This window comes from Neorhizobium sp. DAR64862/K0K3 (genome assembly GCF_050500185.1).
In the GTDB taxonomy this organism is placed as follows: Bacteria; Pseudomonadota; Alphaproteobacteria; order Rhizobiales; family Rhizobiaceae; genus Neorhizobium; species Neorhizobium soli.
In genome coordinates this window covers 1589060-1612159 of sequence record NZ_CP191449.1, presented here as the reverse complement: position 1 = coordinate 1612159, position 23100 = coordinate 1589060, and the positions used below count along the sequence as shown (strand labels likewise).

Here is a 23100-nt window from a genome sequence, read left to right as displayed (position 1 = left end):
CATCCCAGACTGCCGGCCACAAAGGCCGGCCAACAAGAACAATGACCGACAAACCTGAATGGACCAGAGGAACAATGATGAAGAAATTTTCCACGCTCACTGCCGCACTGCTCGCCAGCGCGATCATGTCTCTGCCTGCCATGGCGAGCGAATTGCGCATCGGTCTCAATGACGATGCCGACGTTCTCGATCCGGCGCAGTCGCGCACCTTCGTCGGCCGCATCGTCTATACCGCGATGTGCGATAAGCTGGTCGACATCTCGCAGGATATGAAGATCATTCCGCAGCTTGCGACCGAATGGAACTGGTCTGAAGGCGGCACAGTGCTGACCATGAAGATCCGCGACGGCGTCAAGTTCCACGACGGCGAAACGCTGGATGCCGCAGCCGTCGTCGCAACGATCGAGCGCAACATGACGCTGCCGGAGTCGCGCCGCAAGAGCGAGCTTTCCTCGGTCGCCAAGGTTGAGGCCAGCGGCCCGCTTGAAGTCAAGTTCACGCTGAAGTCTCCGGACGTGACGCTTCTCGCCCAGCTTTCCGACCGTGCCGGCATGATCGTTGCGCCTAAGGCCGCCAAGGAACTCGGCGCCAATTTCGGCTCGAAGCCGGTCTGCGCCGGTCCGTTCAAGTTTGTCGAGCGCATCCAGCAGGACCGTATCGTGCTGGAGAAGTTCGCCGACTACTGGGACAAGGACCGGATCCTCGTCGACAAGATCACCTATCTGCCAATCCCGGATACGACCGTAAAGCTTGCCAACCTGCGGTCGGGTGACCTCGATATCGCCGAGCGCATCTCGGCGTCCGATGCCGAATCGGTAAAGAGCGACCCGAACCTCACCTATGCCGACGTCATCGGCCCGGGCTACATGGCGATGTATGTCAACCTCGCCAACGGTCCCCGTGCGGACAACCCGCTCGGCAAGGACAAGCGCCTTCGCCAGGCCTTCTCGCTGGCGATCGACCGCGAAGCAATCGGCCAGATCGTCTTCGAAGGCACGTCGCTTGCCGGTAACCAGCCGTTCCCGTCGTCCAGCCCCTGGTTCAACAAGAACCTGCCGGTGCCGGCGCGCGATATCGAAAAGGCGAAGCAGCTCATGAAGGAAGCGGGCCACGAGACGCTCGACATCGAGATGCAGCACGCCAACAGCACCACGCAGACCCAGATGATGCAGGTCATCCAGTCGATGGTGGCGGAAGCGGGCTTCAACGTCACGCTGAAGGCAACCGAATTTGCGACGCTTCTGTCGGAACAGACGGCCGGCAACTACCAGCTCAGCCGCTCCGATTGGTCGGGCCGTATCGATCCCGATGGCAACCTGCACCAGTTCGTCACCTGCAAGGGCGGCATCAACGACGTGAAGTACTGCAATCCGGAAGTCGACAAGCTCCTGAATGAAGCCCGCACATCGCCGGATGAAGCGGTCCGCAAGGAAAAGTACGATGCCGCAGGCGTCATCCTCAACGACGACATGCCGATCATCTACCTCGGCCATCAGCCCTACGCCTATGCCATTTCCAACAAGGTCGAAGGTTTCGTGCCGTCGCCGGATGGCATGATGCGCTTCCTTGGCGTCTCCAAGAAGTAATTTCCCATCGCATACCGCGCGGAAGACATTCCGCGCGGTCACCTGAAATCACGAGGGCGATGCCATGCCTGTCTATATCGGAAAGCGCCTGCTGGTCGCGATCCCGACCCTGCTGATCATCTCGATCTTCGTCTTCTCGCTGCAGAAACTGCTGCCGGGCGATCCCATCCTCGCCATGGCCGGTGAAGAGCGGGATCCCGCGACGATCGAATTCCTGCGCGAAAAATATCATCTCAACGATCCCATCATCACCCAGTATCTCTCCTGGGTTGGCGGCATCATGGTCGGCGACTTCGGCGTCTCGCTGCGCACCAACCAGCCGGTGCTGGAACTGATCGGCCAGAAACTGCCGGTCACGATCCAGCTCGCGGTGATGGCCATGATCCTGGCCATGCTGATCGGTATTCCGGCCGGCATTCTGGCAGCGGTCTACAAGAACCGCACGCTCGATTACGTCGCCAATGTCGTCGCGCTGTCTGGCCTGTCGATCCCGAATTTCTGGCTGGGAATCATGCTGATCCTGCTGGTGTCGGTCAATCTCGGATGGCTGCCGGCATCCGGTTACGAATCGATCTTCGTCGATCCGGTCCGCTCGCTCAAGACCATGATCATGCCGGCTTTCGTCCTCTCGACGGCGCTCGCAGCGCAGCTGATGCGCCATACCCGCTCGGCCATGCTCGGCGTGTTGAGCTCCGACTATATCCGCACTGCCCGCGCCAAGGGACTGTCGCCGCGCGAAGTCATCCTCAGCCACACGTTCCGCAACGCGCTTCTGCCGATCATCACCCTGTCGGCGCTGCTGTTCGGCGAGCTGCTCGGCGGTGCCGTCCTCACGGAGCAGATCTTCACCATCCCGGGCTTTGGCAAGCTGACCGTCGATGCCGTCTTTACCCGCGACTATGCCGTCGTTCAGGGCATCGTCATGTGCACGGCCATCGGCTTTATCGTCATGAACCTCATTGCCGATATTCTCTACGTTCTCCTCAACCCCCGTCTGAGGGCAACGCTATGACCGCTATCGAACATACCGCACCGATCGCAAAACCGCGCCAGAAAAGCAGGGCATGGCGCAAGATGCGCGCCAACCGCGGCTCGATGGTCGGCATGGTGATCATCGCCTTTTTCGCCATCCTCGCCATCGCCGCCCCGATCCTGCCGATTGCCGACCCGATCGCGACCAGCTGGTCGGCACTGCGCAAGGCACCGTCTGCCGCCCATTGGCTCGGCACCGATGATCTTGGCCGCGATATCCTGTCGCGCATGATCTGGGGTGCCCGTGCCTCGCTGATGGCAGGGGTCGTCTCCGTTGGCATCGCGGTTGCCATCGGCGTGCCGTTCGGACTTCTGTCGGGTTATTTCGGCGGCTGGGTCGATCAGGTCATCCAGCGTGTGACAGAAGCGCTGCTGGCGATGCCGTTCCTGATCACCGCGATCGCGCTTGCCGCCTTCCTCGGCCCGAGCCTCACCAACGCGATGATCGCCATCGGCCTCTCCGCCATGCCGGTCTTCGTGCGTCTCACCCGCGGCCAGGTGCTTGCGGTGAAGACGGAGGATTATGTCGAGGGCGCACGGTCGATTGGCCTCAACCACGTCGACATCATGACCCGCTACATCCTGCCGAACGTGTTTGCCCCGATCATCGTTCAGGCCACCTTGACGGTGGCGACCGCCATCATCGCCGAAGCCAGCCTGTCCTTCCTCGGCCTCGGTCAGCAGGCACCGGCCCCGAGCTGGGGTTCGATGCTGAACACGGCCAAGAACTTTCTGAGCCAGGCACCGTGGATGGCCATGTGGCCAGGGATTGCAATCTTCCTCGTCGTCATCGGCTTCAACCTTCTTGGCGACGGCCTGCGCGATGCACTGGATCCGCGCGAGGCGTAACGCCCGGCGGACAAGAGAATTATACAAGGAATACCTGGAATGACCGAATTCACCACGCGCCCCGAAATCCTCGGCACCTTCGGTGTCGTCACCTCCACCCACTGGATTGCCTCCGCCGTCGGCATGGCGATCCTCGAAAAGGGCGGCAATGCCTTCGACGCAGCGGTCGCGACGGGCTTCGTTCTGCAGATTGTCGAACCGCATCTGTGCGGCCCGGGCGGCGACATGCCGGCCGTCTTCTACTCGAAGAGGACCGATAAAGTCGAAGTCATCTGCGCTCAAGGGCCGGCGCCGGCCGGTGCCACCATCGAGCACTATACGTCCGAAGGTCTGAAGCTCATTCCCGGCGACGGCCTTCTCTCCACCGTCATTCCAGGCGCATTCGACGGCTGGATGCTGATGCTGCGCGACTATGGAACGATGACCGTTCGCGAGGTTCTGGAGCCGGCGATCTACTACGCCGAGCATGGCCATCCGGTGCTGCCGCGCGTGTCGAACACGATCAAGGGCCTGGCGGAATTCTTCCGGAAGGAATGGCCGACATCCTATGAGACATGGCTGCCGGGTGGCGTTGCGCCGGAAGCACTCTCCAATTTCAGGAACCCCGTTCTCGCCGAAACCTACAAGCGGATCATCTCCGAATCGGAAGCGAAGTCCGGCCGCGAGGAACAGGTCCAGGCTGCCCGCGACGCATTCTATCGCGGCTTCGTGGCCGAGGCGATCGACACCTATCTGAAGACTGCCGAGGTGATGGACGCGAGCGGTTCCAAGCACAAGGGCGTGCTGACCGCCGAAGACATGGCCAACTGGAGCGCCACGATCGAAGCGCCCCAGACGCTCGATTACCAGGACTGGACGATCGCCAAGACGCCAGCCTGGGGCCAGGGACCGGTGCTGCTGCAGTCGCTGGCGCTTCTGAAAGGCTTCGATCTCGAGGCAATGGACCCGGCCGGTCCCGATTTCGTCCATACGGTCGTCGAGGCAATGAAGCTCGCATTCGCCGACCGCGAGGTCTATTACGGCGATCCGGAATTCAGCCAGATCCCGACCGAATACCTTCTGTCTGAAGGGTACAACAGCGAGCGGCGGAAGCTGATCGGCAGCACCGCGTCGATGGAACTGCGCCCCGGCACGGTTCCGGGCTACGAGCGTCAGGTCGATGCCACGATGGCGATGCTGGCTGAGATGAGTGGCACCGGCACGGTTTACGAGCCGACCATGTCGCACCTCACCGAAAAGCGCGGCGATACTGTGCATATCGACGTCATCGACCGCTGGGGCAACATGGTCTCGACCACGCCTTCGGGCGGCTGGCTGCAGTCGTCGCCGATCGTTCCGGGTCTCGGTTTCGCCCTCAACTCGCGTGCCCAGATGTTCTGGCTGAAGGAAGGCTTGCCGACCTCGCTTGCGCCGGGAAAACGTCCGCGCACGACCCTGACACCCTCGCTCGCTCTCCATCAGGGCAAACCCTCGATGGTGTTCGGCACGCCCGGCGGCGACCAGCAGGACCAGTGGCAGCTGCCGTTCTTTCTGCGCTACGCCCATCACGGCAAGAACCTGCAGGCATCGATCGACATGCCGCTGTTCCACACCTCGCATTTCCCCGGTTCGTTCTACCCGCGCACGAGCTCGCCGGGCGAGATCATGGTCGAAAGCAATATCGGTGAAGCCGCACTCGAAGACCTCCGTCGTCGCGGCCACAAGGTCACTGTCGCCGATCCATGGACCGTCGGCCGCCTGACGGCTGCGCGTCGAGATGCTGACGGTCTGCTGAGGGCGGCTGCAACGCCACGCCTGATGCAAGCCTACGCGATTGGACGGTGAACCATGACCTGGTCAATCGTCGCGCGTGATCAAGACACGGGACATCTGGGCGTAGCCGTCGCCAGCCGTTTCTTCGCGGTTGGCTGCGCCGTGCCGCATATCAGGGGCAGGGTGGGCGCTATCGCCACCCAGGCGTTCGTCAACCCGCTTTATGGAACCGATGGCCTGAAGCTTCTTGAGGAGGGCAGGTCTCCGGATGAGGTCATTGCAAGTCTGACGGCGCGTGACGACGGCCACCGGCAGCGGCAGATGCACCTGATCGACGCCCATGGTCGCAACGCCGCCTTCACCGGTGAAAACTGCGTCGACTGGGCCGGTCACCTCGTCGACCGCAACGTCTCGGTTGCGGGCAACATGCTGGCGGGACCGCAGGTGATCGCCGAGACCATGCGTGTCTACAACGAAGCGGCTGCACGCGGTGCACCGCTTGCCGAACGTTTGCTCGATGCCATGGACGCGGGCGAGGCGGCTGGCGGTGACAAGCGCGGCCGCCAGTCGGCAGCGCTCGTCATCTACCGCGACCAGGATTATCCCTGGCTGCGGATCAATGCCGATGATCACCCCGAGCCGCTTTTCGAACTGCGCCGCCTCTATGCCGTTGCGCAGGAGCGCTTCCTGCATGTCGCTGAGACCATGCCGACCCGGGAAAACCCGCACGGCATGACCGACCGCAGCATCATCGACGAAAAGATCGCCGCGCTCGAAGCGCAACGGCTGGCCGAGAAACGTCCGTCAGCCTCCTACGCCACCCCTTTGACGCTCAAGTAAGGGTCACCCGATGAGCCAGACCTCCACGCCGACTGTTCCCGTCCTTTCCGTCAAGAACCTCACCACCTCCTTCCTCGTCGATGGCGAGTGGAAGAGCGTCGTCCGCAATGTCTCCTTCGATGTGATGCCCGGCGAAACGGTCGCCATCGTCGGCGAATCCGGTTCCGGAAAATCCGTGACGTCCCTGTCGATCATGCGCTTGCTCGCGTCCAACACGAGCCGCATCGAAGGCGAGGTTGTGCTGAACGGACGCGATCTCCTGTCCATCTCCGAAAAGGACATGCGCGGGGTGCGCGGCAATGAAGCATCGATGATCTTTCAGGAGCCGATGACGTCACTCAATCCGATCTTCACCATCGGCCGGCAGATTTCGGAGGTTCTGACCCGTCACAAGGGCATGTCGAAGCAGGAGGCGCGCGCCGAAACCGTGAGGCTGCTCGAAAAGGTGCGGATCCCCAACGCGCAGTCTAGGTTCGACGAATATCCGCACCAGTTCTCCGGCGGCATGCGTCAGCGCGTGATGATTGCCATGGCGCTTGCATCAAAGCCGAAGCTTCTGATCGCAGACGAGCCGACCACGGCGCTCGACGTCACCATCCAGGGACAGATCCTCGACCTGATCAAGGTGCTGCAGGAAGAGGAGGGCATGTCAGTGCTCTTCATCACCCATGACATGGGCGTGGTCGCCGAGATTGCCGACCGTACCATCGTCATGTTCCGCGGCGACGAGGTCGAGACCGGACCGACGGAGGAGGTCTTCCACCGCGGCAAGCATCCCTATACGCGGGCACTGCTCTCGGCGGTGCCGAAGCTCGGTTCGATGCAGAACCATGCGTGGCCGACCCGCTTCCCCGTGGTCGACATGAAAACCGGTTTGGCCGTCGAGCCGATCGAAGTAGCAGGCACCGTCGAAAAGGGCCGCACACCGGTCCTCAGCGTCAAGAACCTGGTGACCCGTTTCCCGATCCGGTCCGGGCTCCTGTCGCGCCAGACCGGCGCGGTGCATGCGGTGGAAAACGTGTCCTTCGACCTTTTCCAGGGCGAAACGCTGGCACTGGTGGGTGAATCCGGCTGCGGCAAGTCGACCACAGGCCGCTCGATCATGCGCCTCGTCGATCCGACCGGCGGCGATATCTCGCTCGATGGCTACGACGTCCTTCGGCTCGATCAGGTCAGCCTGCGCAACATGCGCAAGTCCGTCCAGATGATCTTCCAGGATCCGTTCTCATCGCTCAATCCGCGCATGACGGTGGGTTCGGCGATATCCGAACCGTTCATCAAGCACCGGCTCGGCACGGTGAAACAGGCTCGGGAAAAGACTGCCGATCTCCTAGAAAAGGTCGGCCTTTCCGCCGACATGGCAAAACGCTACCCGCACGAATTTTCGGGCGGCCAGCGCCAGCGCATCGCGATTGCGCGGGCGCTTGCGCTCGATCCGAAGGTGATCGTTGCCGATGAAAGCGTGTCGGCGCTGGACGTGTCGATCAAGGCGCAAGTCTGCAACCTCCTGCTCGATCTGCAGCAGAGCCTCAACCTGTCCTTCCTGTTCATCAGTCACGACATGGCGGTGGTGGAACGGGTCAGCCACCGGGTGGCGGTCATGTATCTCGGTGAAATCGTCGAGATCGGGCCGCGGGCGGCCGTGTTCGACAATCCGCAGCATCCGTACACCAAGAAGCTCATGGCGGCCGTGCCTGTGCCGGATCCGGCAAGGCGGGGGATCAGACGGGGCATTTCCAACGACGAGCTGAAAAGCCCGGTGCGCGGCATGGATTACCGGCCACCGGTTCGCGAGTATCGCGAAGTCTCCGACGGCCATGTCGTACAGGTCGCGTGATCGTCAGTCGCTGAAGGTCAGATCAGCTTCAACCCCTTGAGGCTGGCATGGCCGTCCTTGCCGATGATGATGTGGTCGTGGACGGTGATGCCGAGTGGCTTTGCCGTCTCCACGATCGTCCGCGTCATGTCGATATCGGCGCGTGACGGGGTAGGGTCGCCACTGGGATGGTTGTGGACGAGGATGAGCGCAGTCGCCGAAAGCTCCAGGGCTCGCCGCACCACTTCGCGCGGATAGACTGGCGTATGGTCGACCGTTCCATGCCCCTGGATTTCATCCGAGATCAGGGCGTTGCGCTTGTCTAGAAAGAGCACGCGGAACTGTTCTCGGGCCTCATAGGCCATGGCGGCATGGCAGTAATCAATCACCGAAGACCAGGACGAAAGCACCTGCTTGCCCCGCAACTCGCTTCGCAGCATCCGCTGACCCGTCGTCGCGACAAGCTTGAGGTCGAGCGCGACGGCCTCGCCGATACCCTTGACCTCCTGCAGCAATCCGAGCGGCGCGCCAAGCACGCTGGCAAGGTTTCCGAAGCGAGCAATCAATGCTTTCGCGAGCGGCTTGGTATCGCGCCTCGGGATGGAGCGGAAAAGCAGGAGCTCGAGGATCTCGTAGTCTGCCAGCGAAGCGTCGCCGTGGTCTCGGTACTTCTCCCGCAACCGCTCACGGTGGCCGTGGTAATGTTCTTGCGTGACGGCAGGGGATCCGATTTGCGGAAGTTTGGCCGTCGGCCTCTTGGACTGCGTCTCGGCAAAGAACCCGCGTTCATCGACAGACAGGGCCGCCCCGTCGTCCTCTTTTGCTTCCATAGGGTCATGCGAGGAGACGGGCGGGTTGGTCATGGTCAGGCCTGCAATGGAGGCAGGCCGGGCCGGTCGAGACCGCCGGGCGACAGGGTGAACACCTCGCATCCCGTCGCGGTGACACCGACCGCATGCTCGTATTGTGCCGACAGCGACCGGTCGCGGGTGACGGCGGTCCAGCCATCGGAAAGAACCTTCACATGCGGCTTACCGAGATTGATCATCGGCTCGATCGTAAAGATCATGCCTTCCCGGATTTCCGGCCCTTCGTCGGCGCGGCCGTAATGGAGGATGTTCGGAGAGTCGTGGAACAGACGACCGACGCCGTGGCCGCAGAAATCGCGCACGACCGAGCAGCGCTCGGCCTCCGCATAGGACTGGATCGCTTCGCCGATCGCGCCGGTGCGGGCGCCGGGCTTCACGGCTGCGATGCCCCGCAGAAGGCATTCGTAGGTCACGTCCATCAACCGTTCGGCAGCGCGTTTGATCTGTCCGACCGGATACATGCGGCTGGAATCGCCGTGCCAGCCATCGAGGATATAGGTGACGTCGATATTGACGATATCGCCCTCGCGCAGCGGCTTGTCCTCAGGCATCCCGTGGCAGACGACATGGTTGATCGAGGTGCAGACCGAGTATTTGTAGCCGCGATAGCCAAGCGTTGCGGGAAGGGCGCCATTGTCCATGCCGAACTCGAACACGAAACGGTCGATCGCATTGGTGGTGATGCCCGGCTGAACGATCGCCGCAAGTTCGTCGAGGCAGCGCGCCGTCAGCTGGCAGGCCTTGCGCATGCCGTCAAAATCCTGCGCCGTATCGTAGAGACGGATAGCACCCGTGTTTTTTGAGGGAGCGGAAACCGCCTCGATGTAATTGACCATGATATTTCTCTCGCAACTCCCACAGTTCATAAAACAGAGGGGCGGGGTTCGTCCATCATAACCATTCCCGACGCTATGATTTCCTCGCGAGTGACGCGGCAGCGGAGCGCATAGGCCTCGACGCCGCGCGCCTTGGCACGAGCGAATGCGATCGCATACATCGGGTCGAGATCGCTGCAGATCGAAAACCGCGTGCAGTCGTGACGCTGAATGAGGTAGATCATCACCGCCCGGTGACCTGCCTCCACCATATCGCCGAGCTCCTCGAGATGCTTGGCGCCGCGCTTCGTCACGGTGTCAGGAAATTCGGCGAGCCCCGCTGAACGGCTGAAATGGACGTTCTTCACTTCCACATAGGCATCCGGCAGATTTTCCTGCTTGAGGAGAAAGTCGATGCGGGAGTTACGCCCGTATCTCTGCTCGCGCAGGATCGTGCCGTAGCCGGAAAGGCTGGGGATCAGGCCGGCACGGATCGCTTCTTCGGTCAGCCTGTTGGGCAGTCCGGTATTGATGCCGACCATCTCGCCGCCGGCCTCGACCATTTCGAACATGTGACGGTATTTGCGGGTCGGGCTGTCATGCTCCGATACCCAGATCCTCGACCCGGGCTCCGTCAATCCCCGCATGGAGCCGGTATTCGGACACGACCCGGTAAACGGCGTGCCATCCTCCAGCACCGCGTCGAACAGGAAGCGCTTGTAGCGCTGGACAAGCGTTGCGGAGACGAGCGGCGGATCAAAGCGCATGAGGTTCTTCTGGAATGCTGGGAAGTGTCAGTCGCGGACGAGAACGTAGGTTCCCGGTGCGTCGGCCAACGCGGTGAGCGCGGACCCGCCGGGCTTTCGGGCCGGCACCTGGTTACCCGCTTTCGGTCCGATCCAGTCCTGCCAATGCGTCCACCACGACCCCTCATGCTCCTGCGAGCCGGCAACCCAGTCCTCCAGCGTGTCCTTCAATTGGCCATCGGTCCAGTATCGGTACTTCCGTCTTTCCGGCGGATTGACGACGCCTGCGATATGGCCGGATCCAGCCAGCACGAAATCGACCGAACCGCCAAACAGCGACGAGCCGAGGAACACGGATTTCGCAGGCGCGATGTGGTCTTCGCTTGTGGCAAGATTATAAACGGGAATAACGATGTCCTTCAGCGACAGACGCTCCCCGGCAAGTTCCATCAGGCCGTTGGAGAGCTTGTTATCGAGGTAGCAATTGCGCAGGTAGTAGGCGTGGTTGGCAGGTGTCATCCGGGTCGAGTCCGAATTCCAATACAGCAGGTCGAACGGCAGCGGCTCCTGGCCCTTGAGATAGTTATTGACCACGTAAGGCCAGATCAGCTCGGACGCACGCAGCATGTTGAATGCCGCCGCCATCTTCGACCCGTCGAAATAGCCGGTCGCGTTCATATAGGTCTCGATCGTCGAAACCTGCGCCTCGTCGACGAAGACCTTGAGGTCGCCTGCATGGGTAAAGTCGACCTGGGTAGCGAGGAACGTCGCCGATGCGATCCTTTTCACGTTTGTCTTGGCGTGGAAGGCGAGCGTAGCCGCCAGCAACGTGCCGCCGACGCAGTAGCCGATCGCATCGACCTCGCGTTCGCCGGTCGACGTCTCGATCGTGTCGAGCGCAAAATCGATGCCCTCGTGCATGTAGGCTTCCCATCCCTTGGCCGCATGGCGCCTGTCGGGATTGACCCAGGAGATCACGAACACGGTGTGCCCGCGGTCGACGCACCACTTGATGAAGCTCTTTTGCGGTGTCAGGTCGAGAATGTAGAACTTGTTGATCCAGGGCGGCACGATGACCAGCGGCCGTTTGAAGACCGTCTCCGTCGTCGGTTCGTATTGCAGAACCTCGCAGAGGTCGTTGCGGGCGACGACCTTGCCGGGTGTAAGCGCGATATTGAGGCCGAGCGCAAACTTGGAGGCATCCGTCTGGCGAAGTCTCAGCTCGCCGCCGCCGGCCATGATGTCCTCGGCCAGCATTTTCATACCGGTGACGAGATTGGCTCCGTGCGAGGCGACCGTCGCGCGATAGACTTCGGGGTTGGTGATCGCAAAATTTGCAGGCGACAACGCAGCGGTCACCTGCTTCACGTAGAATGCCGCCTTGTGCCGCGTATGCTCGTCCAGCCCCTGCGCCTCGGCAACCAGCGTCTCGGCCCAGGTGGCGGTAACCGTGAAGACTTGCCGCATGAACGCAAAGAACGGGTTCTTCACCCAGTCCTCGTCGGCGAATCGCTTGTCTCTCGGCGGCGCCGCTGGCTCGCTCTCTTGAGGCGCGCCTCCGAATTGCGAGAGCGATCGCGTCCAGATCCCCATATAGCTTGAGAAGAGCAGGGTTTGTGCTTGCAGCGTCCGTTGCGGCTCTGAAATCCAGTACTCGGTGACCTGCGAAAGCGTCTTGATGAGATCACTGAGCGGATCGAGCGCGGGGTCTGGAATATCGCCGCGCTCCCTTGGCGCGAGCCATTCCGATGCGGCCTTGCCGAGGTTTTCCATGGCACGCGCGAAATTCATCGCCATCTCGTGCGGGTCCTTGACGATGTAGGCCTCGACCGCCTTGGGGTCGAAGCCCGGAAATTCCGGACCGCCTGTCCCCTTATCCCCGGAGTTTTGCGCCACGCGAGCCCTCCTCGTCAGCTGTCGTCTGATTTCATTTGTACATTGTGGCTGAAACCGAATACAAGTGCCAGCGGCTAGGCTGCCGGGTAGATGGCCCCGGCGACAGAAAATGGGTACGGACATGGAAAAACTGAGGCGTCGCATCGGCTGGCTACCGCTTTTCATCGGTATCGGCGCCATGCCTCTTGTGTCCGGCTGCAACAGCAACAGCTTTGCGCTGGATGATGGTATTCCCAATACGCCGCCACCGGCCGTTATCACGCAGACCAGGACGGCACCGCCTCCGGGTCCGATCGTCAAGCGCGACACCGGCACATATCCCACATTCGACTATACGCTTCGCGCTGCCAACGAGCAGATCGAAGACGCCGACTATCAGAAGACCGAGCCGCGCATGGCATCGCTTGCCCGAGCCCGCAAGTCCGGCACCATCTCCGAAGCGGAGTATCAGCGTCGTGTGGTCGAGTACCGCAAGCTCGCCACCGATCACGGCAAGGATGCCCAGGCCGATATTACCGGCCAGTAGCGCGACGAGCCGATCCGGCCGGATATTGCTATTGCGTTTGAGGACATTTGGCCGCAAAGCAAAAATGGCATAAAGTGAGGCGCGAGCAGAGGGACGAACTCTGCTTCGATTTCATCCTTGAGGAACAACATGGAAGAGTTTCATAAAGTCCGGCGTCTGCCGCCCTACGTTTTCGAACAGGTGAACCGTTTGAAAGCAAGCGCGCGAGCGGGTGGCGCGGACATTATCGATCTCGGCATGGGCAATCCTGATCTACCCACTCCGCAGGCGATCGTCGACAAGCTCTGCGAAGTCGTCCAGGATCCGCGCACGCACCGCTACTCCTCCTCCAAGGGCATTCCAGGCCTTCGCCGCGCCCAGGCCGCTTACTATGCGCGCCGGTTTGGTGTGAAGCTGGACCCGGATACGCAGGTCGTGGCAACGCTCGGCTCCAAGGAAGGCTTCGCCAACATGGCGCAGGCGATCACCGCGCCCGGTGACGTCATCCTCTGCCCCAATCCGACATACCCTATCCACGCCTTCGGCTTCCTGATGGCGGGCGGCGTGATCCGCTCCATGTCTGTCGAGCCGGACGATAGCTTCTTTCCGCCGCTGGAACGCGCGGTGAAGCATTCGATCCCGAAGCCGCTGGCACTCATCATCAATTACCCATCCAACCCGACCGCGCATATCGCGTCGCTGGATTTCTATAGGGAAGTGATCGCGTTTGCGAAGAAGCACGAGATCATCGTGCTCTCCGATCTTGCCTATTCGGAGATCTACTTCGACGACAACAACCCGCCACCTTCGGTTCTCGAAGTGCCGGGTGCGATGGATGTGGCCGTCGAGTTCACCTCGATGTCGAAAACCTTCTCCATGCCCGGCTGGCGCATGGGCTTTGCTGTCGGCAACGAGCGGCTGATCGCAGCGCTGACGCGCGTCAAATCCTACCTTGATTATGGCGCGTTCACGCCGATCCAGGTGGCTGCAGCCCACGCGCTGAACGGTGACGGTGCCGATATCGCGGAAGTGCGCAGCGTCTACAAGCGTCGCCGTGACGTGATGGTCGAGAGCTTCGGCAAGGCCGGTTTCGACGTACCGCCACCACCGGCGACCATGTTTGCCTGGGCGAAAATTCCGGAAAAGTTCCGCCATCTCGGGAGTCTGGAATTCTCCAAGCTTCTCGTCGAGAAGGCGCACGTTGCCGTCGCACCCGGTGTCGGTTTCGGTGAGATGGGCGACGACTACGTTCGCCTCGCACTGGTCGAAAACGAGCATCGCATTCGCCAGGCCGCCCGCAGCATCAAGAAGTTTCTGTCGACGGCAGACGATACGATGCACAACGTGATTACGCTCAACACGCGTCGCTGACCGCGAACCGGGCCGCCGATCACGATTTGAGGGGCGGCCGTTCGACCGCCCCATTCTCCCAAATACTAGTCTCCCAAAATACCAGGAAAACTATCATGGCAGATGCCCTCAGAGTCGGCATTGCGGGTCTTGGCACTGTCGGTGCCTCGCTCGTTCGCATCATCCAGACCCGTGCCAACGAACTCGCGGTCACCTGCGGACGCCCGATCGAGATTGCCGCCGTGACGGCGAGAGACCGCACCCGCGACCGCGGGATCGATATCTCTGCCGTGACCTGGTTCGACAGCGCCGAAGAACTGGCAGCAAACGCTGAGATCGACGTGTTCGTGGAACTGATGGGCGGTGCCGAAGGGGCGGCTGCTGACTCCGTGCGCGCAGCCTTGCGGCGCGGTCTCCACGTGGTGACAGCCAACAAGGCGCTGCTCGCCGCATCCGGCGTCGAACTCGCAAGGATCGCCGAAGAAAACGGCGCACTCCTCAATTTCGAGGCGGCCGTTGCCGGTGGTATCCCGGTCATCAAGGCCCTTCGCGAGTCCCTGACCGGCAACACGATTTCGCGTGTCTACGGCATCATGAACGGCACCTGCAATTACATCCTGACCCGGATGGAGAAGGAGGGCCTGTCCTTTGCCGACTGCCTCAAGGAAGCGCAGCGGCTGGGCTATGCCGAAGCCGATCCGGCCTTCGATATCGAGGGCAACGACACGGCACACAAGCTGGCAATCCTGACGACGCTTGCGTTCGGGACCCAGATCGCGCCCGACGAGATCTATCTCGAAGGCATCACCAATATCTCTATCGACGATATCCACGCGGCCGCCGATCTCGGCTACCGCATCAAGCTTCTCGGCGTCGCGCAGCGCACCGAAACAGGCATCGAGCAGCGCGTTCACCCGACCATGGTGCCCCGTGATTCGGTTATCGCGCAGGTCGATGGCGTGACGAATGCCGTGGCGATCGAATCCGACATCCTCGGCGAACTGCTGATGGTCGGCCCGGGTGCGGGCGGCAATGCAACGGCATCCTCGGTGCTCGGCGATATCGCCGACATCGCCAAGAGCCGCCCGGGCGCGCAGCAGGTTCCGGTTCTCGGCACACCGGCGGCTTCGCTGGCACCTTACAAGCGCGCCCAGATGCAGAGCCACGAAGGTGGTTATTTCATCCGGCTGACCGTTGCCGACCGGACCGGCGTCTTCGCCTCGATCGCTGCCCGCATGGCCGAGAACGCCATCTCGCTCGAATCGATCGTCCAGCGCTCGAAGCCCGATTCGTCGGCGATGTCGAAGACGATCATCCTCGTCACGCATGCGACGATGGAGAATTCGGTCCGCAAGGCCGTCGATGCCATCAAGGCCGAGAGCTATCTGGTCGGCGAGCCGCAGGTCATCCGGATCGAACGCCCCAAGGACATGTGACCCACGCAGCCGTCGAGCCGCACTAGACTGGCCCCGGTGTTTTTTCGCCGAGGCCACGTCCTTTGCCGAAAACAGATTACTGTAGATGCGCCGATGCGCTAAAACGGCTGCATGACCACCCAATCGACCACCTCAATCGCCAGCAGCCTTTCCCAGACGACGTCTCCAGTCGATCCCGTGCCCCGCGCTTTTCTAAACGTCGAGCAATCGGTTAGTGGCCAGCGGTGGGTATCGCGGCTCGACCAGGCGGCGCAGAACCGTGCGCTCGCCATCAGCCAGATCCATGGCATACCCGAACTGGTCGCCCGCGTGCTTGCCGGCCGCGGCGTGACGCTCGACGATGCCCCGGCCTTCCTTGATCCGACCATCCGGTCACTGATGCCCGATCCGTTGACGCTGACGGATTGCGACAAGGCTGCAGCAAGACTGGTTGCGGCGATCAACCGACGGGAGCGGGTTGCGATCTTCGGCGATTACGATGTGGATGGCGCGGCCTCTTCCGCGTTGCTCTATCGTTTCCTGACGCATTTCGGTGTCGAGGCCGAGATCTATATTCCGGATCGCATCTTCGAAGGCTACGGACCGAACCCCAATGCGATCCGTCAACTGGTGGCGAACGGCGCGCAGCTGATCGTCACGGTCGACTGCGGCTCGACGAGCCTGGACGCGCTGACAGCGGCCAGGGACGAGGGCTGCGATGTGGTTGTCATCGACCACCACCAGGTCGGTCACGTGCTGCCGCCCTGTGTGGCGCTCGTCAATCCCAACCGCCAGGACGATCTCTCGGGGCAGGGGCATCTCTGCGCGGCGGGAGTCGTGTTTCTGGTCATGGTCGCGACCCTGAAGCAGTTGCGCGAAGGTGGCGATAGCCGCGCACAGTCTCTCGATCTGCTCGGTCTGCTGGATCTGGTGGCGCTGGCAACCGTCTGCGATGTCGTGCCACTAAAGGGGCTGAACCGGGCCTACGTGGTGAAGGGGCTGATTGCTGCCCGTCACATGGTCAATCCGGGGCTCACCGCATTGTTTCGCAAGGCGGGTCTTGGCGGACCGGTGACGCCCTATCATTTCGGCTTCATGATCGGCCCACGTATCAATGCCGGCGGGCGAATCGGCGATGCAGCACTCGGCAGCCGCTTGCTGACACTGGAAGACGATATCAAGGCGGAGGAAATTGCCGGCCGGCTGGACGATCTGAACCGCGAGCGGCAGGCCATGGAAGCCGCCATGCTGGCGGAGGCCGAAGCCGAAGTCCTTGGCGAATACGGCGACGCCGAGGGCGCGTCCGTCATCGTCACAGCGCATGAGAAATGGCATCCGGGCATCGTCGGTCTTCTCGCTGCAAGACTGAAGGAGAAATTCCGGCGGCCCGCATTCGCGATCGCTTTCGACCCGTCCGGCACGGGCACCGGTTCCGGCCGTTCGATCAACGGTTTCGACATGGGCCGGATGGTTCGCGGCGCAGTCGAATCAGGGCTTCTGCTAAAAGGTGGCGGTCACGCCATGGCGGCGGGACTGACCGTCGAGCGCGCCAATCTCGGCAAGCTGCGCGCCTATTTCGAGGAAGTGGCGGCTGAGGGCGTTCCGGCGCTTGTTGCCAACCACGTGCTGAAGATCGATGGCGCACTATCGGCATCAGGGGCCACGATTGCGCTGTTCGACCAGTTGGAACAGGCGGGTCCCTACGGGTCTGGCCACGCGCAGCCCGTCTTTGCCATTCCCGCCCATCGTCTGAGAGACGTGCGGCTTGTCGGCACCGCGCATGTGAAGATCACGCTGGAATCACTTGATGGCACGCGTCTGGACGGGATTGCGTTCAGGGCTGCCGAGACGCCGCTCGGCCAGATGCTGCTCAACTCCCGCGGAAAGCAGATCCATGCCGCTGGATGCCTCACGGCCGACCAGTGGCAGGGAAATCGACGGATCCAGCTCAGGCTTCTCGACGCGGTCGAGTCGCGGTGAAAGCCGCAATGTAAAATCAGCGATTGGCAGAAGGGGAAACTGGTACGCCCTAGGGGAGTCGAACCCCTCTTTTCAGAATGAAAATCTGACGTCCTAACCGATAGACGAAGGGCGCGTGCAGTGAGCGCTCGTATAGTCAGGCTTGCCCGATCCGGCAAGTAGGAAAATCGATATTTCTCTGTTTTTAAATGAAATAATCCAAGCCAAGGCGTGCTGCGGGAAAACGCGCGAGCGAACAAGCCTGACGATATGGAAGACGGGGGAAGTGGTACGCCCTAGGGGAGTCGAACCCCTCTTTTCAGAATGAAAATCTGACGTCCTAACCGATAGACGAAGGGCGCGTACAGGAGCGTCTTATAGGGACGCTTTTTCAAACAGACAAGCCAAAAAACGGTATTATTCGGAAGATAAACAGAGAAAATTGCGCGGCTGGATGCTCCAAAAGAACTTAGAGGTTCTTGTGCATAATCAACAGCTTGAAGGAAGGAACTGGTACGCCCTAGGGGAGTCGAACCCCTCTTTTCAGAATGAAAATCTGACGTCCTAACCGATAGACGAAGGGCGCGTACAGTGAGCGCCCTTATAGAGGCGCGATTTCGTTACCGCAAGCGCAAAAACGATGTTTTTCGCGAAAAATTAGAGGCGCGGAAAATGCGGCTTCAGTAAGCGTAAAGCCATGCGAAATCAGCGGCTTATTGGATTTGACCAGCTCGCTCTTTTCGCTCCCGCTCAAGGCTGATGGTTAGAGCTGCGCCTGTTGTGACGGGTCCGGCAGCGGCTGGCGGGGCGTGAAGACGCTGCCATGTGCTGCATTGATGCCGCCGGCCGGAGCGGCGACGGCTGTCTGCCCGTCAGGGGCAGCAGCAGGTACCGTCGTCGCCGATGGGAATGGCGATGCGTTGGACGAGAAGATGCTGTAGTTGCTCGCGCGCACGCCAGTCGGTTGCGTGACGAGCCCAGCGATGGAGTTCGACGGCTGCTCCGGCGCAGGAGGAAAGGCGCCGGGGGCTGCGTTGGCGCCCGGCGCAGCAGACGCTGCTGCTGGCGCGGATTTGGCCTGGTGCGCCTGTGTGGAGACGAGAGGATCGACATAGAGGCTGGCGCCGCTCGTGCCGCCTTTGGCAAGCGGCTTTGCCGCGCCATCTGGTTGCTCCGCGGCCACCGCCTCTGCGGACACCGGTTCGGCGTCGGCGACCTTGCGGGTCATCGAGCAACTGCTCATCATTAAGGCTGCTATCGCCACTGCGAGGAGCGGAAAACTCGGCCTTGAGATCGATCTTGCTGGCGAAACCGGCACGTGATGCCCTTCATGTGCGTCGCGGACACTCTGTCGCGAATCATGGAGATGAGCATCACGTGTCCTGTTTCGCTCGGCAAGAGAGGGGCGTTGGCCTTGGTCAGGCCGACGCAAGCCTCAATTACCAGCTGCCCGTATTCGGCATCGATGCCCACGGCTCGGCGACCGGCAGGTTGTCGCCCTTCTGCAGGATCTCGAAGGAAATGCCGTCCGGCGAAAGTACGAAGGCCATCCGACCTTCGCGAGGCGGACGGTTGATCACGATGCCATTGTCCTGCAGGTGCTGGCAGAACGCATAGACGTCGTCGACCTCATAAGCGAGGTGGCCGAAATTGCGTCCGCCCGTGTAATCCTCGCTGTCCCAGTTGTAGGTAAGCTCGATGCACGGCGCCATGTTCTCCTCAGCCTGCGAAACGTCGTCGCGTGCAGCCAGAAAGATCAGCGTGAAGCGGCCCTTGTCATTTTCGATGCGGCGGATCTCCTCCAAACCCATCAGTGTCTTGTAGAAATGGAGAGACGCGTCGAGATCCTTGACCCGAACCATTGTGTGTAGATAGCGCATGTGTCGCAAGCTCCGCGATGTCGTTGGCAAACTGTCGAGCGGATATGGTGCATTGCAGGAGGTCAGCAAGCCTGGGGCAAGCCGTCAGCCGTAGAAAGATGCTGATAAAGTCCAGACGGGGACTTGCACTGGAGGGTTAACGGGATGTTAATCTAGGCGCGAAGAATCACTTCCACCGTCATGTCGTAACGCGTAATCGAGGGGCCGATAGGATATGGCAGACAGGATATCGTTGAAAGGCGTAGCCGAATACGAGGAATTCGCGGGCGATCCGGTCGAGCTCATCGAAATTACGGGTGTGGTCAAGTGGTTCGATGTTGCGAAGGGGTTCGGCTTCATTGTGCCCGACAACGGTATGCAGGATGTGCTTCTGCATGTGACCTGCCTGAGGCGCGATGGATACCAGACCATCCTTGAAGGAACCCGTATCGTCGCGATGATCCAGAAGCGCGACCGCGGCTATCAGGCCTTCCGCATTCTTTCCATGGATCAGTCGACCGCAGTTCATCCCTCGCAGTTGCCGCCGGTTCGCACCCATGTTCAGGTCACGCCAACGAGCGGCCTCGAACGGGCACTGGTGAAATGGTTCAACCGCACCAAGGGCTTTGGATTCCTGAGCCGCGGTGAGGGGACCGAAGATATTTTTGTCCACATGGAAACGCTGCGCCGCTACGGACTGACAGAGCTCCGTCCCGGCCAGACCGTGCTGGTCCGGTTCGGACCTGGCGACAAGGGCTTGATGGCAGCCGAAATTCATCCCGACAATCCCAACCCTGTAAGCCGGTCACATTGATGTTGAGAATGCAGTCATTCGGGCGGATCACGCCCTTTGCAAAAGGCGCCCTTGCGGCGCTTTTTCTGTTTGTCGCCTACGCTGCCGCAGCCCAGCAGGTCATCTTTCCAAAAGATGAGCTGTCGATCCGCACGGCAGCGGGCAAGACCCATGCCTTTGTGATTGAGCTCGCTCTGACGGACCAGCAGCGCTCGCAGGGCCTGATGTACCGCAAGGAAATGCCTGACGATCACGGCATGCTGTTCGACTTCGGCGAGACACGCCGTGTTTCCATGTGGATGGAAAACACCATCCTGCCGCTCGATATGCTGTTCATCGAGGGCGACGGGACGGTCTCTCATATCCGCGAAAATGCGGTTCCTTACTCTCGTGACGTGATCGATTCGCGGGGACCGGTAAAATTTGTCCTCGAACTGAATGCCGGTCGGACGAAAGCGCTCGGAATCAAGGTTGGTGACAAGGTGGTTTCCAAACGGATCGGCAACGCAGGATAGGTGTTTGGCCGCTTTCCCACAGTTAGTTCGCTAGACAGTTCGAACAATTGGGAAAATCCACTTTTTGCAGTTGCGGGCTGGTAGGGAACCGTGTATCTCGCATTCTTGTAAGGAACGGAGTGTAGCGCAGTCTGGTAGCGCATCTGGTTTGGGACCAGAGGGTCGGGAGTTCGAATCTCTCCACTCCGACCATTGCCTTCAAAAGAGCGTCGCGCTCAGCAGTTGCCCAAGCGTCACGCTAGCAAAAGTCGGATGTTTCAGTTCATGACGGCCAAGATCTATCGTCCCGCAAAAACTGCAATGCAATCTGGCAAAGCCAAGACGCATCTCTGGCTCCTCGAATTCGACCAGGAAGAGCCACGCCGGATCGATCCGATCCTTGGCTATACATCTTCCGGAGACATGAAGCAGCAAGTGCGCCTGACCTTTGAAAGTCAGGAACTTGCCGAAGCCTATGCCAAGCGCGAAGGCATCGAATACCGCGTCGTTCAGCCGAAAGAACCCGCGCGTCAAGCTGCTTCATACACCGACAATTTCCGCTTCAATCGCTCGCAGCCCTGGACGCACTGACATCCTGTGTGCGTTCTGTTAGAAGCGTCTTAGCAGGCCCCTTAGCTCAGCTGGATAGAGCACCTGCCTTCTAAGCAGGTGGTCGCAGGTTCGAATCCTGCAGGGGTCGCCAAAACCATCTCCCAAAAAATTGCGACTGCCGCTTGAGCGGAGGAATATCGCCTTGAGCAAAGCGCTGCTTCGGAGCTGGATATAGAGACCAAGAATCTCTGGCGTGACGGCAACAAAAAACCGAACAATGGAGGTCCCATTGTTCGGCAAGTTGAGTGCTGGAACCAAGAGATGGCGTCCGAGCTTTTGGGTACGATCTGGATGTTAACCTGGGGTGAAGACCTCAGGCGAATACTTGAGTGAGACTACCTGCCGGCCAATCGTGCAACGACGTTAACTCATGACCCGACTTGGTTGCATCTCGCAATGCCAGCGATCAGCAAGTGGTAGCAGCGCCGCCGCAATTCAACTTCTTGCTGAGGTTCGTGAATTGCGTACTTAGTGCACCGCCGAGCGTCTGTGCACCAGCGATCAGCGCGACAGAGATAAGAGCGGCGATAAGCCCGTATTCGATGGCAGTGGCGCCAGACTCATCCTTCATAAAGCGTGCAAAAACCGACATGCAAATCCTCCTTGATTCGTGCCGTGGGACAAGTCGTCCCGACGTGTTGTTCTTTTACTGAAAGTCAAAAGAGTGTTGCGTTAACAGGATCGGTTAATATGTTCCTATTGGCTAATGTGAGTTCTGAATGGTTAAGAAGTTGTTTCCGTGAATCCCCACGTGTGCTCATCGCCCGCCGGCGACCCGGTCGAACTTGATCCTGTCATTGTAGGATAACGCGTGCTCATGACCAAACCGGGCCTAGCATGCTGCCACCGGTACTCCTGGTGCCAGCGTTGCAGTGGGGTAGGCCCTACCATTCCTTCCTCCGCGTACCCAGCCTCACCACGTCATGTTGCGATGCAGCAACAGCGGGAGTTCACATCTTCGGGAAACCGATCGTGATCCCGCAATCGCATTTCAGCCGCAAAATCGATTCGAAGCTGCCTAATTCGAGCGTATATTCGCGGCGGTCAGTTCCGTTGCATCGGCAGGGGAAGGCACGTGGCGAAAACGGACCTTTGGGTCTGACAAACTCGCCTCCATCGCATTGAAACGGGTTTTCCAGGTGATCTCGCGGTTGCTTGCGCCTCAACATTGTCTTGAGCCTTCGAGTGGGGATCAAATGAACAGAAGTCTATTGGCCGGCGGCGTCGCGCTGGTTGCAGCAATCTTTGCGGTCGGCCCGTTTTCGGCATCGAGCGCCCATGCGGCGGACAGGCCGCTCATCTGGCAGCCCGTCAAGAATTCGGACAGAAGCTATTCCGTCAAGCTTGGCTTCAGGTTGCCGACAGAGCTGGAGCCCGAGGCGGGCTTTAACGTCGGTGTCGATGCGAAGAAGGATGGGTCGATGAACACGCCGCTCCGGCTGTGGGGCAGCATGAAGATGAAGTCGATCCAGAGGCCCGCTTACGAGGTCGAACGCAAGATCGGGATCGATTACGACGGATTGGCCGAAACGGCCGCCGTCAGCATGAACTACCACCAAACGCAGATCGTCACGTCGACGATCGATGTCGAGCGCAATGCGAGCTACGTCATGCGCTACAACGGCCTCACTCAGGACTGGAGCGGCCTGGACGCCAACCAGACCGTCAAGCTGTCGAGGTCGAACACCGGCACTGCCATCGTCGTACGCGCCACTGCGGCCGATACGTTCCGCATCGGCGGCGCGGGTCTGGGTCTGGAGCAGAAGTTGGGCGACAGCCTGACCGTGAGCGGCTCGTTCGATCGCTATTCGGACGCGGAATCCGCTGTCACAAGCGTCAATGCGCGCTATTCGTTTCATTGGTGATCGCGAGAAGATAAGCGATCGATCAATAAAAAAGGGGCGCTCGCGGC

The 23100-nt window shown here is 60.6% G+C and carries 21 protein-coding genes and 5 tRNA genes; 16 read left to right on the top strand and 10 right to left on the bottom strand.

Going from position 1 to position 23100, the window contains the following annotated elements; genetic code table 11:
• Positions 1–77 precede the first annotated feature (77 nt).
• The 6 genes from ACQY1L_RS07830 to ACQY1L_RS07805 all read left to right on the top strand — a co-directional run bounded on the left by ACQY1L_RS07830 (position 78) and on the right by ACQY1L_RS07805 (position 7896).
• Entirely contained in the window at positions 78–1586 is a 1509-nt protein-coding gene (locus ACQY1L_RS07830; RefSeq protein ID WP_430243676.1) for an ABC transporter substrate-binding protein, read from the top strand.
• Between the two features lie 64 nt (positions 1587–1650).
• Positions 1651–2598 carry an ABC transporter permease gene (locus tag ACQY1L_RS07825; protein WP_062457470.1) on the top strand — a complete coding sequence of 316 codons (948 nt, stop codon included), beginning with the start codon at positions 1651–1653 and terminating at the stop codon, positions 2596–2598.
• Positions 2595–3467 carry an ABC transporter permease gene (locus ACQY1L_RS07820; protein ID WP_430243674.1) on the top strand — a complete coding sequence of 291 codons (873 nt, stop codon included), beginning with the start codon at positions 2595–2597 and terminating at the stop codon, positions 3465–3467. Before ACQY1L_RS07825 ends, ACQY1L_RS07820 begins: the two co-directional genes overlap by 4 nt.
• Before the next feature lie 39 nt (positions 3468–3506).
• Positions 3507–5291: a gamma-glutamyltransferase family protein gene (locus ACQY1L_RS07815; protein WP_430262001.1), complete on the top strand. Its 1785-nt coding sequence runs from the start codon at positions 3507–3509 to the stop codon at positions 5289–5291.
• A gap of 3 nt (positions 5292–5294) precedes the next feature.
• The gene (locus ACQY1L_RS07810; RefSeq protein ID WP_430243670.1) at positions 5295–6059 is read left to right on the top strand and encodes a DUF1028 domain-containing protein; all 765 of its coding nucleotides are present in this window, start codon (positions 5295–5297) and stop codon (positions 6057–6059) included.
• A gap of 10 nt (positions 6060–6069) precedes the next feature.
• Positions 6070–7896: an ABC transporter ATP-binding protein gene (locus tag ACQY1L_RS07805; protein WP_430243668.1), complete on the top strand. Its 1827-nt coding sequence runs from the start codon at positions 6070–6072 to the stop codon at positions 7894–7896.
• 17 nt (positions 7897–7913) lie between these two features.
• Here the strand turns inward: ACQY1L_RS07805 and radC are convergent, their stop codons facing one another.
• Genes radC through ACQY1L_RS07785 form a run of 4 tightly spaced genes read right to left on the bottom strand, consistent with a single transcriptional unit; the run spans position 7914 to position 12201 of the window.
• Entirely contained in the window at positions 7914–8738 is an 825-nt protein-coding gene (gene radC, locus ACQY1L_RS07800) for a RadC family protein (RefSeq protein ID WP_082471900.1), read from the bottom strand.
• 2 nt (positions 8739–8740) lie between these two features.
• Positions 8741–9580 carry a type I methionyl aminopeptidase gene (gene map / locus ACQY1L_RS07795; RefSeq protein ID WP_062457453.1) on the bottom strand — a complete coding sequence of 280 codons (840 nt, stop codon included), beginning with the start codon at positions 9578–9580 and terminating at the stop codon, positions 8741–8743.
• A 26-nt stretch (positions 9581–9606) separates the two neighbouring features.
• Positions 9607–10326, bottom strand: coding sequence for a DNA/RNA nuclease SfsA (gene sfsA, locus ACQY1L_RS07790; protein ID WP_430243665.1), 720 nt, complete (start codon positions 10324–10326; stop codon positions 9607–9609).
• Positions 10327–10353: 27 nt separating this feature from the next.
• Entirely contained in the window at positions 10354–12201 is a 1848-nt protein-coding gene (locus ACQY1L_RS07785) for a PHA/PHB synthase family protein (protein ID WP_430243663.1), read from the bottom strand.
• Positions 12202–12322: 121 nt separating this feature from the next.
• Here ACQY1L_RS07785 and ACQY1L_RS07780 point away from each other — a divergent pair, with 121 nt between their 5' ends.
• The 4 genes from ACQY1L_RS07780 (at position 12323) to recJ (ending at position 17451) form a co-directional block, all read left to right on the top strand.
• Positions 12323–12727: a hypothetical protein gene (locus tag ACQY1L_RS07780; RefSeq protein WP_082476304.1), complete on the top strand. Its 405-nt coding sequence runs from the start codon at positions 12323–12325 to the stop codon at positions 12725–12727.
• Positions 12728–12856: 129 nt separating this feature from the next.
• On the top strand, positions 12857–14077 hold the full coding sequence (locus tag ACQY1L_RS07775) for an LL-diaminopimelate aminotransferase (protein ID WP_430243660.1): 1221 nt from the start codon (positions 12857–12859) through the stop codon (positions 14075–14077).
• 95 nt (positions 14078–14172) lie between these two features.
• Complete coding sequence (locus ACQY1L_RS07770) at positions 14173–15492, top strand: homoserine dehydrogenase (RefSeq protein ID WP_209900714.1); 1320 nt, start codon at positions 14173–14175, stop codon at positions 15490–15492.
• A gap of 111 nt (positions 15493–15603) precedes the next feature.
• Entirely contained in the window at positions 15604–17451 is a 1848-nt protein-coding gene (gene recJ, locus ACQY1L_RS07765; RefSeq protein ID WP_430243658.1) for a single-stranded-DNA-specific exonuclease RecJ, read from the top strand.
• Between the two features lie 40 nt (positions 17452–17491).
• Here the strand turns inward: recJ and ACQY1L_RS07760 are convergent.
• The 5 genes from ACQY1L_RS07760 to ACQY1L_RS07740 all read right to left on the bottom strand — a co-directional run bounded on the left by ACQY1L_RS07760 (position 17492) and on the right by ACQY1L_RS07740 (position 19310).
• Positions 17492–17566: transfer RNA gene (locus ACQY1L_RS07760), tRNA-Glu, on the bottom strand.
• A 151-nt stretch (positions 17567–17717) separates the two neighbouring features.
• Positions 17718–17792: transfer RNA gene (locus ACQY1L_RS07755), tRNA-Glu, on the bottom strand.
• A 149-nt stretch (positions 17793–17941) separates the two neighbouring features.
• Positions 17942–18016 (bottom strand) — tRNA-Glu (locus ACQY1L_RS07750).
• A 177-nt stretch (positions 18017–18193) separates the two neighbouring features.
• Positions 18194–18658, bottom strand: a complete 465-nt coding sequence (locus ACQY1L_RS07745; RefSeq protein WP_430243656.1) for a hypothetical protein — start codon at positions 18656–18658, stop codon at positions 18194–18196.
• A gap of 211 nt (positions 18659–18869) precedes the next feature.
• A complete protein-coding gene (locus tag ACQY1L_RS07740; protein ID WP_430243654.1) occupies positions 18870–19310 on the bottom strand; it encodes a VOC family protein in 441 nt (146 codons plus the stop codon).
• A gap of 214 nt (positions 19311–19524) precedes the next feature.
• Between ACQY1L_RS07740 and ACQY1L_RS07735 the strand changes: the two genes are divergently transcribed.
• The 5 genes from ACQY1L_RS07735 (at position 19525) to ACQY1L_RS07715 (ending at position 21279) form a co-directional block, all read left to right on the top strand.
• The gene (locus ACQY1L_RS07735; RefSeq protein WP_062457423.1) at positions 19525–20103 is read left to right on the top strand and encodes a cold-shock protein; all 579 of its coding nucleotides are present in this window, start codon (positions 19525–19527) and stop codon (positions 20101–20103) included.
• Positions 20104–20111: 8 nt separating this feature from the next.
• Entirely contained in the window at positions 20112–20597 is a 486-nt protein-coding gene (locus tag ACQY1L_RS07730; RefSeq protein ID WP_062457420.1) for a DUF192 domain-containing protein, read from the top strand.
• Between the two features lie 115 nt (positions 20598–20712).
• Positions 20713–20789 (top strand) — tRNA-Pro (locus tag ACQY1L_RS07725).
• Positions 20790–20861: 72 nt separating this feature from the next.
• Complete coding sequence (locus tag ACQY1L_RS07720) at positions 20862–21167, top strand: ETC complex I subunit (protein WP_062458113.1); 306 nt, start codon at positions 20862–20864, stop codon at positions 21165–21167.
• 35 nt (positions 21168–21202) lie between these two features.
• Positions 21203–21279, top strand: a tRNA-Arg gene (locus tag ACQY1L_RS07715).
• A 315-nt stretch (positions 21280–21594) separates the two neighbouring features.
• On the opposite strand, the gene ACQY1L_RS07710 is transcribed toward ACQY1L_RS07715, so the two are convergent.
• Positions 21595–21780 (bottom strand): Flp family type IVb pilin, encoded by a 186-nt coding sequence (locus tag ACQY1L_RS07710; protein ID WP_062457386.1) that lies wholly within the window; start codon positions 21778–21780, stop codon positions 21595–21597.
• 604 nt (positions 21781–22384) lie between these two features.
• Here ACQY1L_RS07710 and ACQY1L_RS07705 point away from each other — a divergent pair.
• Complete coding sequence (locus tag ACQY1L_RS07705; protein WP_430243651.1) at positions 22385–23053, top strand: hypothetical protein; 669 nt, start codon at positions 22385–22387, stop codon at positions 23051–23053.
• The last annotated feature ends 47 nt before the right edge of the window (positions 23054–23100 follow it).